The organism is Tolypothrix sp. PCC 7601 (assembly GCF_025677855.1).
GTDB classification, from domain to species: domain Bacteria; phylum Cyanobacteriota; class Cyanobacteriia; order Cyanobacteriales; family Nostocaceae; genus Aulosira; species Aulosira diplosiphon.
On sequence record NZ_CP064879.1, the window covers coordinates 1,310,723 to 1,326,354 of the forward strand.

Here is a 15,632-nt window from a genome sequence, read left to right on the forward strand (position 1 = left end):
AGGATGATGCATCGCTAACCCGATAGATAAATTTGGTAGGGTGTGTTACGCCGCAGGCTAACGCACCGCCAACCCCATTCAAGAATGTGAATTGTTGTTTTATACCGCAGGATTATGTACCGCTAACCCGATATATAGGCGGTGCGTTAGGCGCTGAAGTTATCGTTTTGATAACAAATTATCTGGCGATGTGCGCCTAACACACCCTACAAATAAATTGTATAAAGCTAAACGGATATATTGGCGGTGCGTTAGGCGGTGGAATTATCGTTTTGATGACAAATTATCTGGCGATGTGCGCCTAATACACCCTACAATTATTTTATTTTCATTGTTGAAATTTTGAATTTGGGGCACGGCAAAGTGACTCATGAAGAAGCAGAAAATTTAGGTGCTGATAATGAAAGTTCATTGCAAACTCTGGTAAGAGCAATTACGCTTTCTCAAGGTGAATTTTCGCTGATATTATTGCGCTGTAATTATGGGGCTTTGCGTCAGCAGATGGTGCAACGTATCCATGAATTATCAACGGTGAAAATTAGGGAAATCACTTTACCTGCATCGGTGAAAACGCTTTACAGTGCTATTAAGACAGAGTTGGGAGATGAACAGCCACCAGCTTTGATGATTTTTGGTTTGGAGTCGGTTAAGGATATTGATACGGTACTGACTGCGGCTAATCAGGTGCGGGAGGAGTTTAGAAAGAATTTTCCCTTTCCGATTTTATTGTGGATTAATGACCAAGTGCTGCAAAAGATGATTCGCTTGGCGGCGGATTTGGATAATTGGGCGACGACTATTGCTTTTAATAATAGTACGCATAATTTAATTGAATTTATGCGAGAAAAGACTGATGAGATATTTGCAGGTGATGTTAAACCGAATCTGCAAATTTGTTGGGAATTAACAACGGCGCGTCAAGATTTGCAAAGCCGTGAGCAACTTTTAGCTCCGGAAATTATAGCTAGTATAGAATTTGTTTTGGGTTTTGATGATTATTTATATGATCGGATAGATGGGGCTTTAGGACATTATCAAGAAAGCTTGGGTTTTTGGCGAGGTAGTCAGAATTTAGAACGCTATGGGATATTATTAGCTCATGTTGCTTTAGCATATCAACGGAAAGCGAATATTGAGCAGGTAGAAAATCAAGGCTATTGGCAAGAAGCGAGAAATTATTTTCAGCAGGCGATTGTGATTTTTGAGTCAGCACAAAAGCCGGATTTAATTGCTGAATATATTAGTAAATTGGGTGAGGTGCTGCGAAGTTTACAAGCCTGGCGTGATTTACAAGGGCTGGCGGAACAAGCTTTAATTCTGCATGAAAATTATGGTACGGCGCGACAATTAGCTCAAGATTATGGCTTTTTGGCTGAGGTGGCGTTACAAAATTCGCATTGGGATGAGGCGCAGCAATTTGCAGAACAAGCGCTGGAAGTATTAGCTAGCTGGAGGGAAATCTTAAATGTCATGGCGAGTAATGCGGAGCAATCCCCGCCTGTCATTGCGATCGCAGCGCAGCAATCTCAACCCACTGTAAACGAAGCTAATCAATCCTCTGCTGTCATTGCGAGCGCAGCGCAGCAATCTCAACCCAATGCAAACGAAGCGAAGCAACCCCAACCCAACGTAAACGAAGCTAATCAATTGGAGGAGATTGCTTCACTCCACTTCGTTACGTTCGCAATGACAAGTGTAAGATTGTTGGCGAATGAAGCAAATTTGCAATCTCATGAGGGGGGGTTATATCGGTTTATATTAGCTAGTTCGCAGCAGGGGTTAGGTGATATTGCAGCTGCAATTAGTAGCTTGGAGTTAGCGAAATTAGAAAGTAAACCGCAGTACAACCCGCAATTATATATATCTATTTTAGAGAAATTGCGCTTACTCTATTTTGAGCAAGCTAGATATTTAGATGCTTTTCATCTTAAGCAAGAGCGATTACAAATTGAACAGCAATATGGGTTTCGGGCTTTTGTGGGTGCATCTTATCTTAACCCGCAGCGACAGGCAATTAACCCAGCACTGATACAAGCAGAAAATACAGAAACAATTGCTCAAGAAATTGCAGTTTCTAGCCGAGTTCAAGATGTGCGGCGGTTACGGGAAAGAGTTAGCGGAACTGAACATAAATTAACTGTAATTCATGGACAGTCGGGAGTAGGGAAAAGTTCAATTTTACAAGGGGGATTAATCCCAGCTTTGCAAGAAAAACCTATTGGTGAGCGAGATGCTTTACCAATTTTGTTGCGAAGTTATACAGATTGGGTGGGGATGTTGGGACGGATTTTAGTAGAAAGTGTTGAGAGGTTGGGGGGAATATCTCTTAATTCGGCGGCTGAGATATTAGCGCAGTTGCGGAATAATGCAGAACGGAATTTATTAACGGTTTTAATATTTGACCAATTTGAAGAGTTTTTCTTTGTTTATAAAGACCAAGCTCAAAGGCGACCTTTTTATGAATTTCTGCGCGTTTGCTTAGATATACCTTTTGTTAAGGTGATTTTGTCATTGCGGGAAGATTATTTACATTATTTATTAGAGTTAGACCGGATATTTGATTTAACCGTTATTAATAATAATATTCTTGATAAAAATATTCGTTATCACTTGGGTAATTTTTCAAGGGATGATGCGAAGACTGTCATTCAGAGTTTGACGGAGAGGACACATTTTTATTTAGAGCCTAATTTGATTGATGAATTGGTGAAAGATTTGGCGGGGGATATTGGGGAAGTTCGCCCGATTGAGTTGCAAATTGTGGGGGCGCAATTGCAAACTGAGAAAATTACAAGTTTAGAAAGGTATCGTCAGGCGGGGACGAAAGAGAAATTAGTTGAGCGATTTTTAGATGAAGTAATTAAAGATTGTGGTGCTGTTAATGAAAGCACTGCGAGATTGATTTTATATTTATTGACTGATGAAAATGGCACACGCCCGTTAAAAACTAAGGCTGAGTTAGCGGCAGATTTAGCAACATCAGCCGAGGAATTAGATTTGGTGTTGGAGATTTTTGTTAAATCTGGTTTGGTGTTGATATTAAAAGAGTCTCCGGCGGAACGTTATCAATTGGTGCATGATTATTTAGTTGATTTGATTCGCCAGCAACAGGGAAATGAGTTATTAGAAGAATTGGCGAGGGAACGTGAGCAGCGTTTGCAAGCAGAAGAAAATTTAGAACGGGAACAAGCAGCAAAGAAAATATTAGCCGATGCTAACAGAGAAGCGAAACAGAAAATTAAGCAAGGGCGGAATAGATTAGCTTTGAGTTCTGGTTTGGCAATAGTTTTATTATTAGCGGCGGGTTTAGCTGCTTTGTATGCAATTAATAAAATTAGCGAGGCAAATATTGCTAACAAAGAAAAGCAAGATTCACTTGCAAAAATGGCAGAAGCGAATACTAATCTAGAAAATGTAAATTTACAAAAGCTGGAGACAGAAAAGCGACTGGGAGAGATTCAGAAAATCGCTAAAGGCTTAGAAGATAAAAAGCAAGATTTAGAAAAAAATTATCAAAAAGAGCTAAATAATAAAAAAGTGGCAGAAGCCGAATCAGCAGCAGCAAAAAAGGCGACGCAACAAGCAAATAAAAACTTATTAACCGCTAAAGCAGAGTTAGATAAGGTAAACCAAGAAGCAGCCACATTACAACAGAGAAACGCACAAGCAGAAGAGAGAATTAAAACGGCTAATGTAAATGTAAAAGCTGCGGAAGAAAAAGTAAAACTGGCAGACATACGACAAAAAAAAGCAGAATTAAAAGCTAGACAGGCTGATGAGAATTTAAGCAAAGCACAAGCAAGCCTGAGACAAGCACAAAGCGCCAAAATTGCCGCAGAAGTCGCACAAAAAGAAGCATTGCAAGGAACAAACTTAGAACGGGCGGGGGCTAATGCCTTAAGGCAATTTGAATATACCGAGTTAGAATCGCTGGTGTCGGCAATGCACAGTGGTAAGGATTTGAAAAATATTGTTAAAGATGGTCGCCAGCTAGAAAAATACCCAGCTTTTAGCCCGATTTATGCTTTGCATAGCATTCTGAGCAATATTAAAGAACGCAACCAGTTTCAAGGGCATCAGTCCAGTGTCTTAAGTGTGAGTTTCAGCCCGGACGGCAAAACCATCGCCACCGCATCTTCGGACAATACAGCGCGGTTGTGGAACCTGCAAGGGCAACTGTTACAAGAATTCAAAGGGCATCAGTACTGGGTCAGAAGTGTGAGTTTCAGCCCGGACGGCAAAACCATCGCCTCCGCATCTTCGGACAATACAGCGCGGTTGTGGAACCTGCAAGGGCAACTGTTACAAGAATTCAAAGGGCATCAGTACTGGGTCAGAAGTGTGAGTTTCAGCCCGGACGGCAAAACCATCGCCACCGCATCTTCGGACAATACAGCGCGGTTGTGGAACCTGCAAGGGCAACTGTTGCAAGAATTCACAGGGCATCAGGACGGTGTCAGGGGTGTGAGTTTCAGCCCGGACGGCAAAACCATCGCCACCGCATCAGATGACAAAACAGCGCGGTTGTGGAACCTGCAAGGGCAACTGTTGCAAGAATTCAAAGGGCATCAGTCCAGTGTCTGGGGTGTGAGTTTCAGCCCGGACGGCAAAACCATCGCCACCACATCAGATGACAAAACAGCGCGGTTGTGGAACCTGCAAGGGCAACTCCTGCAAGAATTCACAGGGCATCAGTCCAGTGTCAGGGGTGTGAGTTTCAGCCCGGACGGCAAAACCATCGCCACCGCATCTTCGGACAAAACAGCGCGGTTGTGGAACCTGCAAGGGCAACTCCTGCAAGAATTCAAAGGGCATCAGGACAGTGTCATTAGTGTGAGTTTTAGCCCGGACGGCAAAACCATCGCCACCGCATCTTCGGACAATACAGCGCGGTTGTGGAACCTACAAGAATTCAAAGGGCATCAGGACGGTGTCAGGGGTGTGAGTTTCAGCCCGGACGGCAAAACCATCGCCACCACATCAGATGACAAAACAGCGCGGTTGTGGAACCTGCAAGGGCAACTCCTGCAAGAATTCACAGGGCATAAGTCCAGTGTCTGGGGTGTGAGTTTCAGCCCGGACAGCAAAACCATCGCCACCGCATCTTCGGACAATACAGCGCGGTTGTGGAACCTGCAAGGGCAACTCCTGCAAGAATTCACAGGGCATAAGTCCAGTGTCTGGGGTGTGAGTTTCAGCCCGGACAGCAAAACCATCGCCACCGCATCTTCGGACAATACAGCGCGGTTGTGGAACCTGCAAGGGCAACTCCTGCAAGAATTCACAGGGCATCAGGACAGTGTCTGGGGTGTGAGTTTCAGCCCGGACAGCAAAACCATCGCCACCGCATCTTCGGACAATACAGCGCGGTTGTGGAACCTGCAAGGGCAACTGTTGCAAGAATTCACAGGGCATCAGGACAGTGTCTGGGGTGTGAGTTTCAGCCCGGATGGCAAAACCATCGCCACCGCATCATTAGACAAAACAGCGCGGTTGTGGAACCTGCAAGGGCAACTGTTGCAAGAATTCACAGGGCATCAGGGCTATGTCTGGGGTGTGAGTTTCAGCCCGGACGGCAAAACCATCGCCACCGCATCTTCGGACAAAACAGCGCGGTTGTGGAACCTGCAAGGGCAACTCCTGCAAGAATTCAAAGGGCATCAGGAAAGTGTCAATAGTGTGAGTTTCAGCCCGGACGGCAAAACCATCGCCACCGCATCTTCGGACAAAACAGCGCGGTTGTGGAACCTGCAAGGGCAACTCCTGCAAGAATTCAAAGGGCATCAGGAAAGTGTCAATAGTGTGAGTTTCAGCCCGGACGGCAAAACCATCGCCACCGCATCATTAGACAAAACAGCGCGGTTGTGGCCTGTGGAGAATTTAGATGAGTTGTTGGTGCGGGGTTGCGGGTGGTTGCAACTTTATTTAAAGAATCCGAATGTGAATTTGAGTGAGGGTGATAGGCATCTGTGTGATAATTTGTAATTCGTAATTCGTAATTCGTAATTCGTAATTCGTAATTAAGAGAGTAGAGAGTAAATAGAAAAGTTGGGGGTTTGGGATAAAGGGCGATCGCTTGTGGTATTTTTCAGGGAGTGCGATCGCTTTTGGTGTTTTTTTGTGATGGCAACTAGATCCCCCTAAATCCCCCTTAAAAAGGGGGACTTTGAGAGGTTTTTTCCAGTTATGCCATTATTAGGCAGGGTTGGGGGGAAATTAAAAATTGGTATGAGTGCGATCGCATTCACTGTAATTCGGGTTAAGCCTGAGAAACTCAGCTTCATAATACCTGAAAACGATTCTGAAGTACCTGAAAACGACTCTGAAGTACCTGAAAACGACTCTGAAGTACCTGAAAACGACTCTGAAGTACCTGAAAACGATTCTGAAGTACCTGAAAACGATTCTGAAGTACCTGAAAACGACTTTGAAGTACCTGAAAACGACTCTGAAGTACCTGAAAACGACTCTGAAGTACCTGAAAACGACTCTGAAGTACCTGAAAACGATTTTGAAGTACCTGAAAACGACTTTGAAGTACTCCAACACGACTCTGAAGTACCTGAAAACGACTTTGCAGTACCTGAAAACGACTTTGAAGTACTCCAACACGATACCAATTTGAAATTATGGAAAGTGCGATCTCGTTTTGGGTGTTGTGAGTGGTGAAAGTGCGATCGCGTTTTTGGGTGTTGTGGTGGTGAGAAATGCGATCACATTTTTGGGTTTGATGGGGAAATTACATCAATATATTATCCGTAGGGGCACGGCATCCACAGACTTTCGCTGAAATCGATAGATTATCGGTGCCGTGCCCGTACAATTTGGTTGGTGAGAAGTGCGATCGCGTTTTTGGGTGTTGTGGGTGGTGAGAAGTGCGATCGCGTTTTGGGTGTTGTGGGTGCTGAAAGGTGCGATCGCGTTTTGGGTGTTGTGGGTGCTGAAAGGTGCGATCGCATTTTTGGGTGTTGTGGGTGGTAAAAGTACGATCGCATTTTTGGGTTTGATGGGGAAATTACATCAATATATTATCCGTAGGGGCACGGCATCCACAGACTTTCGCTGAAATCGATAGATTATCGGTGCCGTGCCCGTACAATTTGGTTGGTGAGAAGTGCGATCGCGTTTTTGGGTGTTGTTGATGGTGAAAGTGCGATCGCATTTTTGGGTTTGATGGGGAAATTACATCAATATATTATCGGTAGGGGCACGGCATCCACAGAATTTCAGTAAAATCGATAGATTATCGGTGCCGTGCCCCTACAATTTGGGTGGTGAAAAGTGCGCGCCTAATTACTTAAACTTTGGTTTTCTTAAAAAGCCGACGCTGACGTGTAGGTTGGGACTGAGTTGTGTGTAATGGTACTACTTCGGCTTCGCTACTTTCTCTAGCTACACGAATTAGTAACGCAGCTGCAATCATACTTGCAATCATCGAATTACCGCCATAACTAAACATAGGTAAAGGTAAACCCGTAGTAGGTAACGCACCTGTAGTTACGCCTATATGCAGCAGAGATTGTCCTACCATCACAATGGTTACACCCATCGCCACCAGTCGAGATATGGGATTTTTTGCCTTTAGGGCTACTCTTAATCCCAAGGTAGCAAATAAAGCTAACAACACCAACAACACCATGCTGCCAATAAAACCAAATTCTTCAGCATACACTGCGAAAATAAAATCAGTGTCCTGAATTGGCAGATAAAACAATTTTTGTTGAGAAAGCCCAAATCCAGCGCCCCAAGTCTTTCCAGAACCCACTGCAAGTAAGCTTTGCACAAGCTGATAGCCGTCGCCTGTAGCATCAGCCCAAGGATTCATAAATGACATCACCCGTTTACGCTGATATTCTTTGATACTAATACTGAGTAATGCTAACAAAACCCCACCAACTGCTGTTCCCCCTAGATATTTGTAAGGTAAACCAGCTGCTAAGGCAATTAACCAGATGGTGATTCCGCAGAGTGCGGTTGTACTGAGGTTAGGCTGGGCGAGAATCCCCAAAAGTACCAAACCGAAAATTCCTAACCAAGTGAACCGAATTCGCCAACTGATTTTTTCCCACTGTCCAAATAATCGGGCGCTTTGTAGTACTAAAAAGGGTTTAATAAGTTCTGATGGTTGAATGGGAATTGGGCCTATTGCTATCCAGCGCGCTGCATCAAAAGCCTTTTTACCAAGTCCAGGTACAAGGGTAACAAAAATTAAGCCTAAAAATAATATCAAAAACCAATGGGCTACCCCTACAAATTTCTTTAAGGGGAGATGGACAATAAAGTTGAATAAAATTAAAGAAACTAGCACCCACAGAAGTTGACGCTTAAAGTAATACAGTCCATCATTCTGGCGGGCGGCGGCTACAGTATAAGATGCAGAAAATAGCATTATCAAGCCGACACACAGCCAAATCAGTGTTAACCACCGCAACAGTCGTGCTTCTAAGGCCCAACTGGAGACGGTATCATCAAAAATTGGTATTAAGCGGCGTAAATTCACAATGGATACAGGTATTAAGAATTTTTAGATTTTAGATTCGAGATTTGAAATTGGGAAGAGGGAAGTGATTATCAGTGTGTATAATACGCACTCTATTTTTAATTACTACTGTCTTAGGGGGGATTTGGGGAATGGGGACTGGGGAATGGGGATAGGGAGATAAGGGAGATGAGGGAGATGAGGGAGATGAGGGAGATGAGGGAGATGAGGAAGATGAGGAAGATGAGGGAGATGAGAGAGAAATTACTATTACCCATTACCCATTACCCATTACCCATTACCCATTACCCATTACCCATTACCCATTACCCATTACCCCTTCCCCATTACCCATTACCCATTACCCCTTCCCCTTTCCCCAATCCCCATTCCCAATAAATTAAATTTGCTCAATTTGACGTACTGCTTCCATTGCACCGTTGATATAAGACGGTATTGGGAAGTTGTTTGCTGGTATTGCTTCATCTAGTATTCTTCTAACCATCGCATAGATGTTTAGCAGCTGTTCGTCAAATGTCGCATCTTGATTATTTTGCACCCAATAGCTCTTGTAAGCTCTTTTTTCTTGGCGATCGTATAATCGCTCTAATGGTATTGCTACTAAAGGTACTCTTACAGCAGCACATTCGTAAACCGTGTTGTAACCTGCGCCTCCAATGACAATATCTGCGGCGGCGATACATTCAATTCCGGGATGGTGAGACACCCACAAATCTTTTGGGCATTCTTGGGGACAAGTAGCAGCTAAAATTCTGACTGCACAATCAGGAAAATTGCGCTTTAGCCATAGTGTTAATTCGCCAAATAAAGTCAATTCTGATGCTTTACCAGATGCACAAACCAGGATAGTTTTTTTATAGGGACTAACTCTGAGAATATGCGATCGCGTGGTAGCTTTATCTGGTAACTCCCAATGGTTGCGAATTAACCACGGTGCTGTATGGTCTACCATCGGTAAATCACAAAATGGTAAATCTTTGCCTTCACCAGGGACAATCACTCGATTAAAATTTTCTTTGACAAACGACTTTAATTTTTTAGCAGATACATAGCGAGAGTTAATATCCCGATGAATTAAAACCCGAGGGACATAATCTAGTTTGGGTAATATATCTGCTAACTCTGCACCCAAACCTCTAGGAAAAGTATCGACAATCAAACAATCGTAGTGACAGTTGCATAATATTTTTCTGACTTGCAAACAAGTTTCCGAAAAATTGACATTTTCAGGAATTAAGTATACAAAACAATCATCATGGTCTATTTTGTATGCGTAAGGACTGTTAGTGATAATTTTAACTTTTCTTTGGCGAGAGGCTATTCTCCCCAAAGATAAAGCACGAGTCACATGTCCCCAACCGCCGCCCAAGGCGTAAATAAGCCAAGTCTCAGACACGATTTAGTTACCTTACCCCAACTAGGAATAAAAATATCAAGTTATTGATGTTGCATAATTACAAGAAAAACTGTAGTTTTCCGCAAAATACAATATTGATTTTACTAGGCAGTATTCACCTTATAAGATGGAATATGATCCTGCGTTACCCAACGCGATCGCTTAATTTGCTCACTGTTAAAGATACGCAAGAACAGTTAGCCTACTCTATCTAATTGATGTTTTGTAGTAAGATAGAGCTAGGACAAACGCAGAACAGCAAAGTTGCATTTTGCTGCCACTCCCTAAGAAACTGCTCAGTTTTTATGCACACAACAAAATTTATATCATCAATCAGCAACGCAATATTCTCATACCACTTCAAAACACAGCGTTGCATGAATGCGGGATCAATTAGCGCCTCAAAGTATTAATAATTCGTTCAAAATATAGCGAAATCATCCCCTGATTTAGCAACAACAAAACTGTTGCTTCACAGTCAGCCAAAAATAATTTACTCAGGTTTATTGTCTTGTTTCGTCCTTTACCCAATTTTTGAGAGAAAACAAATTCTCAATTAGGAGACAGGTACAAAGCTAAAACCTTTATTTTGTCGAACTTTAGTAATTCTTCACAAGAGTAACAGCTCATCTCTTAAAAATACCCAAGGGTAAATTCTAAGGTATTTTAAATTGTATAGCTTAGTTCTTTCTTGCGAAAATCATTACTAAGATGGGCAATTTAATACCAGATGGATACCTAGAATAATATGTACTTTTCTATGTAATGTCTAGATTAAATAGATAAAATTATGTAACAACGGATAAAAGCAGATAAAAGCAGATAAAAGCAGATAGGTAAAAATCTTGAACACTAGTAACGCTACGCAGAATCCAAAATGAAGACAGCGTCATCATTTCAATATGGCTTTTGACTGATTTGGTAGCTTTACTAGGTTGCTGTACTAGGTGAAGCTACTCTCAACTTGCTCCCATATCAGTTTCAAACTCAGTATCTGTTTCCGTTTCTACACTCACAGCATCCGCTTCTGTAAAGTCTACATCGCCAGTCTCCGGATCGTAGGAATAGCGATCGCGATCGTCATAATAATCTCTACCCCAGCCGGAGCGATAGTTACCGTATTCTGAATAATAGGCGTAATCATCTTCGTAAGATTGCTCACAGTCAGGACAGCCTGTTCTATCAGTACGTCCACAGCGACGTTTAAACAAAAAGCCTACCATGCGATCGCACTCCCAGGCTGTAGCTGTAAAGGTGACGACAATTTCACAAGCGCCAATGGTGATGCGATCGCCAGATGTTAAAATCCCACTTGTTACTTGGACACCATTAATTTTGATACCATTGCTGGTATTTTGGTCAGTAATAGTTAATTCTTGATTTTGCCAATCAATTAAAGCATGGTAATCTGCAATTAAGTCATCCTGAATGGTGATTCTAGAAACTCTTTGTTGATCAATTTGTTGTGGCATTTCTGCAAATGTTCGCCCAATAGCTACAGGAGTTTCTAATAGTGGTTCTCGCCGTTCTTCGCTATTAGGATCTATCCAACTTAGCTGTATCTGCAAGGTTTATTTCCCTCCTGTTAAGTTTACAGCATAAGCTAGTCCAGCTTGCTGTTCGCGGGTAAGTACATCTAAGCCAAAGCAGGTAAATGCAATCGGTGATAACTGAGATTTGGTAGAGAAAATCGTTTTGGATGAGCCTTTTCTTAAAGAAGTTTTTCCTTCTTTAACTTTTACTTGATAAACTAAATTTTTATCTGGCGTTTCTATTGCAAAGCCATCATTGCGTGCTTTAATGCGATAAATTTCTTTTTTGGCAGCATCTTCTAATTTATAATCCTCATCATTCTGCTGTCTGAGAATATATAAATCTTGGCTTTGATTAGCATCTTTGAGCTTCCAATAACCTTTTTCTGCCACTACATAACCTAAAACTTTTTCGCTACTATCTTTAATTTTAATTTTTCCCGATTTATCTGCTTTGATTCTTGCTAATTCCTGATTTTTCCCATCTACTAATTTAGCACCATCTGCTTCCGGCTTCAGTGCAAATAATTCCGAGCCACCTTCAGTTTTAAATTGAATTTTTCCCTGAGTAGCAGCTACATTAGTAGCGACTGGTGTATTTTGCAAACTACTATTACTAGCTACATCGCTTCCAGATTTACTACTACCACAGCTAACAATAGTAGTAATTAAAAATAAGGACAGGAAAATTCTTAAGAATCCTATTTTCATAATTTTGATTACTTAGAAAGTACTTTTGCTAAATTTAATACTTGATAAAGACTGAGAAACATCATGGTAATGGTTTGATATATTTCATTTTCATTATCTGCTACTTGAGGAGCCATTCTCACACTTAAATGCACAGCTTTATCTGTGAGCTTGACATTTCTGGGATGAGATAAATTAGGCAACTTCACCGCCTTGCTAACTTCACTTTGTAAAATTTTAATCGCACCATAACGGCGTTGCGGATAGTGTAAAGTTAAAACTATATCTAAGCCAACATCATTAGTTTTGGTTTTATATTTACTTTTGCCACTGCTACCACGTTTCCAGCCATATTGAGTTTTGGAAATCTCAGTAGCAGTTAATAAAAACTGGGTTTTATCTAACAATTGTCCATTTAATTTCAACCATTCATTTTGATATTTATCAATTTTCCAGTCGCGCTTAGTTGGATGAGGTATAGTTTCTGCTAAATTTTCCTTATTTTTTGTCCGTTTAAAAGATAGTTTAATCTCCATCTCGCTACCTGCATCCATATCTCGCGCTAGCATTTGCACAATTCGCTGAGTTACTTCATAGCGATAATTAAGAATATTTAATTTGCCTAGTTTAAATCTTCTAACCAGTTCATAAATAATCAAGATTGTCAATACAATTATGACTAAAAATAATGCAAATAAGGCAAAAACAAAAACTGGTATTTTAGCAATTACAAATAACAGAATAAACCCTAGTACAAAACAGCCAATTATGCCGTAAAAATAATAGAGTGCCCGTTTAGCATATTTACTTTGCTGCAACTCTGCCAGATGATCTATACCTTCTATTTCCTGCAAATCAGCAATGATAGTACTAAGATTTACTGTTGTAGAATAAATCAAATTTTTTCTAAAATTGAGAAATTCTATCGGCATTTTATTAAAACTCCATCAATGCAATTCAAAAATGATTTTATCAATTTTTATTAAATTTACTAAATATATATGTCTTGAAACTCAGCAGTAAATCATTAACAAAATATACAATGTGGCTGTCAGTATAACAAACACAAAATTAGCTGTCAACGAAATTTATATACATTAATGACTGAATCAAAAATCGCTTATATTACCTTTGATACTGTTCCTGCACCTAAGGGCGCAGCCATTCATATAGCAGCTTTTTCTATTGCTTTAGCAACAGCTTTTGAGCAAGTACAGTTAATAACAGTTTCTCCCACAGCCACAGGTATAGATTACCAGGAAATTTATCCGCAAGTTAGACAAACAACATTACCAGCAATCGGCGAGACTTTAATTCATAGAGTTTTGTATTTTCGGCAATTACTCAAAGCATGGTTGAAAGGAAAGCGATTTGAAGTTATCCAAATACGTTCAATTTACGAAGGCTTTCCCATCGCCCGGAACAAACAAAAATATTGCGATCGCCTAATTTTTGAGGTTAATGGTTTACCTTCCATCGAGTTAAAATATCGCTATCCTGCCGTAGCTGAAGATAGAGAACTGCTACATAAATTGCACTCTCAAGAGCAAATTTGTCTAGAAGCAGCCGATTTAATTGTTACCCCCAGCAGCATCACCAGCGCATATTTACAAAATCGCGGCATTTCTAGAGATAAAATCCGCGTCATTCCCAACGGCGTAGATTTAAAAATATTTACAAATGACCAAGGACAAAGGACTAATGACAAACGACAAATTATATATTTTGGTACACTTTCGCCTTGGCAAGGTGTCAACCAAGCAGTAGAAGCATTATCATTAATTAACCGAGATTTTCCTGCTAATTTAAAAGTTATTGGACAAGCTAGGAACTATCAACTCAAAGCCTTAAAGCAACTAGCGCTAAAGTTAGGAGTAGCCGATAAACTCACCATTTTAGAACCAATGCCACAAACTCAATTAGTGGCAAATATTCATAACTGTGATGTAATTTTGGCACCCTTGATGCCCAGCGATCGCAATTTAATCCAAGGTTGTTGTCCCCTGAAGATTTTAGAGGGGATGGCGACAGGAATACCTGTAATTGCTAGCGATTTACCAGTAGTTAGGGAATTAGGCGAAGACGGAGTACATTTTTTATTAGTCAAGCCAGGTTCAGCAAAGTCGATTAAAGATGCTGTGTTCAGCTTAAAAAATCAGCCAGAACTCGCCACCAAACTAGCGATAAATGCTCGTCAGCGAATTGAGGAGTATTATACTTGGCAAATTGCTGGTGAAGCTTTGATTAATGCTTATACAGAATTGGGAATCAACCGCACCATCAAAGTTTGAAGTTGCAACTTTTCTTGAGCGAGGGAATATTCAGTTAAAATGCGATCGCGTGCAGCTTGGCGAATGGGATTTTTTTCTTCAGTTGTCATCGCCAAGAATTCTAACACCGCCTCACCCAGCTTATGCAAATGCGATCGCGGTAGTAAAAAGCCGTTTTTACCATGTGTAATCACCTCCGGTATCCCACCCGCATCACTGGCGATACAACCACAACCACAAGCCATTGCTTCTAACAACGCATTTGGCATACCCTCCCACAGTGAAGGCTGGAGATAAACATCACACAAGCGTAGATACTCAGCCACCGCCTCCAGATTTGGTAAATGTCCTGTGATAATTATTCGCTGGGCATTTTCTGGCTGATTAGTCTTATACAATTGCAGCACAGATTCTTGAGAAGCCCTTACCTCACCAATAATTAGCAAACAAGCAGAATGCACTTGTCGAACTGTCGTTAAAGCATTCAATAAAAACTGCTGCCCTTTTTTCTCCCGCAATTCCCCACAAAATCCCAAAATAACCTCATCTGCTGCAATTCCCAAAGACTCCCTAGTAATTCCTTCCCCCCTCCTCGCTTGCGGGGAAGGGCTGGGGGTGGGGTTGTTCTGCAAAGAAAATATTTCTGTATCAACCGCATTTTTCAACACCAACACATCATCCCGCCCACTAAGTAGCTGAATTTTGCGCGACATATCAGCACTTACCGCCGTAACCACCTTGGCGTGTTGTAGCGTCCATTGTAAACGGGCAAAATCTCCCGGCGGAAACATTTCGCGGTCAATATCATTACCACGGGCGCTAACTGTACTAGGTAATCCTACAAGTGCAGCAAACCAAGTAGCCAAAAAACCACTGGGAAACAAATAATGTCCCCATACAGCATCATAACCAGACGCAGAATGTAACCATTCCAGAACATTTAATGTATGAGGCATCGTCATATCCCAATGACGGTATAACCCGATACGATAAACACGAATATTTGCTTCTTTAGTTTCCGGTGGTAAAACCTCACCTGGTTGTAAATAACGACTCCAAGTCACAACATCAATATCTACACCCAGTTGCAACAGCGTCCCCACCAACCGCGTTGCACTCCTAGCCAAACCACCCAAATCAGGCGCAAATCTTTCTGTAATGAAAATTAGGCGTGTCATGACTGTTTTTTAACTCATTTCCGCCTTGTAATTATCTCTTGCAGAATAGGAGAAAAGTTTAACTTT

Annotated in this window: 13 protein-coding genes; 7 read left to right on the forward strand and 6 right to left on the reverse strand. The window is 41.4% G+C overall.

The features are described from left to right. The first annotated feature begins 363 nt into the window (after positions 1–363). The 5 genes from HG267_RS05340 (at position 364) to HG267_RS05360 (ending at position 7,233) form a co-directional block, all read left to right on the forward strand. On the forward strand, positions 364–5,985 hold the full coding sequence (locus HG267_RS05340) for a hypothetical protein (protein ID WP_263420027.1): 5,622 nt from the start codon (positions 364–366) through the stop codon (positions 5,983–5,985). A 201-nt stretch (positions 5,986–6,186) separates the two neighbouring features. Further along, the gene (locus tag HG267_RS05345) at positions 6,187–6,669 is read left to right on the forward strand and encodes a hypothetical protein (protein ID WP_052335200.1); all 483 of its coding nucleotides are present in this window, start codon (positions 6,187–6,189) and stop codon (positions 6,667–6,669) included. Continuing rightward, positions 6,659–6,790 (forward strand): hypothetical protein, encoded by a 132-nt coding sequence (locus tag HG267_RS05350; RefSeq protein ID WP_255325216.1) that lies wholly within the window; start codon positions 6,659–6,661, stop codon positions 6,788–6,790. The genes HG267_RS05345 and HG267_RS05350 overlap by 11 nt, the downstream gene beginning before the upstream one ends. A gap of 48 nt (positions 6,791–6,838) precedes the next feature. Further along, positions 6,839–7,066 carry a hypothetical protein gene (locus HG267_RS05355; RefSeq protein ID WP_155539244.1) on the forward strand — a complete coding sequence of 76 codons (228 nt, stop codon included), beginning with the start codon at positions 6,839–6,841 and terminating at the stop codon, positions 7,064–7,066. Between the two features lie 41 nt (positions 7,067–7,107). Beyond that, positions 7,108–7,233 carry a hypothetical protein gene (locus HG267_RS05360; RefSeq protein ID WP_255325215.1) on the forward strand — a complete coding sequence of 42 codons (126 nt, stop codon included), beginning with the start codon at positions 7,108–7,110 and terminating at the stop codon, positions 7,231–7,233. 64 nt (positions 7,234–7,297) lie between these two features. Here HG267_RS05360 and HG267_RS05365 read toward each other — a convergent pair whose 3' ends face one another. Next, positions 7,298–8,500: an FtsW/RodA/SpoVE family cell cycle protein gene (locus HG267_RS05365; protein ID WP_045870588.1), complete on the reverse strand. Its 1,203-nt coding sequence runs from the start codon at positions 8,498–8,500 to the stop codon at positions 7,298–7,300. A 231-nt stretch (positions 8,501–8,731) separates the two neighbouring features. On the opposite strand from HG267_RS05365, the gene HG267_RS05370 reads away from it, so the two are divergent. Further along, on the forward strand, positions 8,732–8,878 hold the full coding sequence (locus tag HG267_RS05370) for an alpha/beta hydrolase (RefSeq protein ID WP_155539242.1): 147 nt from the start codon (positions 8,732–8,734) through the stop codon (positions 8,876–8,878). 1 nt (position 8,879) lies between these two features. Here the strand turns inward: HG267_RS05370 and HG267_RS05375 are convergent, their stop codons facing one another. The 4 genes from HG267_RS05375 to HG267_RS05390 form a co-directional block, all read right to left on the reverse strand. Continuing rightward, positions 8,880–9,896: a UDP-N-acetylglucosamine--LPS N-acetylglucosamine transferase gene (locus tag HG267_RS05375; protein WP_045870587.1), complete on the reverse strand. Its 1,017-nt coding sequence runs from the start codon at positions 9,894–9,896 to the stop codon at positions 8,880–8,882. A 959-nt stretch (positions 9,897–10,855) separates the two neighbouring features. Further along, the gene (locus HG267_RS05380) at positions 10,856–11,464 is read right to left on the reverse strand and encodes an FHA domain-containing protein (protein ID WP_045870586.1); all 609 of its coding nucleotides are present in this window, start codon (positions 11,462–11,464) and stop codon (positions 10,856–10,858) included. Positions 11,465–11,467: 3 nt separating this feature from the next. Then, positions 11,468–12,139 (reverse strand): hypothetical protein, encoded by a 672-nt coding sequence (locus HG267_RS05385; protein WP_045870585.1) that lies wholly within the window; start codon positions 12,137–12,139, stop codon positions 11,468–11,470. A gap of 8 nt (positions 12,140–12,147) precedes the next feature. Next, positions 12,148–13,050 (reverse strand): hypothetical protein, encoded by a 903-nt coding sequence (locus HG267_RS05390; protein ID WP_045870584.1) that lies wholly within the window; start codon positions 13,048–13,050, stop codon positions 12,148–12,150. 168 nt (positions 13,051–13,218) lie between these two features. Here HG267_RS05390 and HG267_RS05395 point away from each other — a divergent pair, with 168 nt between their 5' ends. Further along, positions 13,219–14,409 (forward strand): glycosyltransferase family 4 protein, encoded by a 1,191-nt coding sequence (locus HG267_RS05395; protein ID WP_045870583.1) that lies wholly within the window; start codon positions 13,219–13,221, stop codon positions 14,407–14,409. On the opposite strand, the gene HG267_RS05400 is transcribed toward HG267_RS05395, so the two are convergent. Further along, positions 14,370–15,566, reverse strand: a complete 1,197-nt coding sequence (locus HG267_RS05400) for a glycosyltransferase (RefSeq protein ID WP_045870582.1) — start codon at positions 15,564–15,566, stop codon at positions 14,370–14,372. The two genes, HG267_RS05395 and HG267_RS05400, sit on opposite strands and share 40 nt — an antisense overlap. Positions 15,567–15,632: the final 66 nt, after the last annotated feature.

Coding starts and splice junctions, on each gene's coding strand:
- HG267_RS05345 (WP_052335200.1), top strand. CDS start 6,187: ATGCCATTATTAGGCAGGGTTGGGGGGAAATTAAAAATTGGTATGAGT.
- HG267_RS05370 (WP_155539242.1), top strand. CDS start 8,732: ATGAGAGAGAAATTACTATTACCCATTACCCATTACCCATTACCCATT.
- HG267_RS05385 (WP_045870585.1), bottom strand. CDS start 12,139: ATGAAAATAGGATTCTTAAGAATTTTCCTGTCCTTATTTTTAATTACT.
- HG267_RS05390 (WP_045870584.1), bottom strand. CDS start 13,050: ATGCCGATAGAATTTCTCAATTTTAGAAAAAATTTGATTTATTCTACA.
- HG267_RS05395 (WP_045870583.1), top strand. CDS start 13,219: ATGACTGAATCAAAAATCGCTTATATTACCTTTGATACTGTTCCTGCA.
- HG267_RS05400 (WP_045870582.1), bottom strand. CDS start 15,566: ATGACACGCCTAATTTTCATTACAGAAAGATTTGCGCCTGATTTGGGT.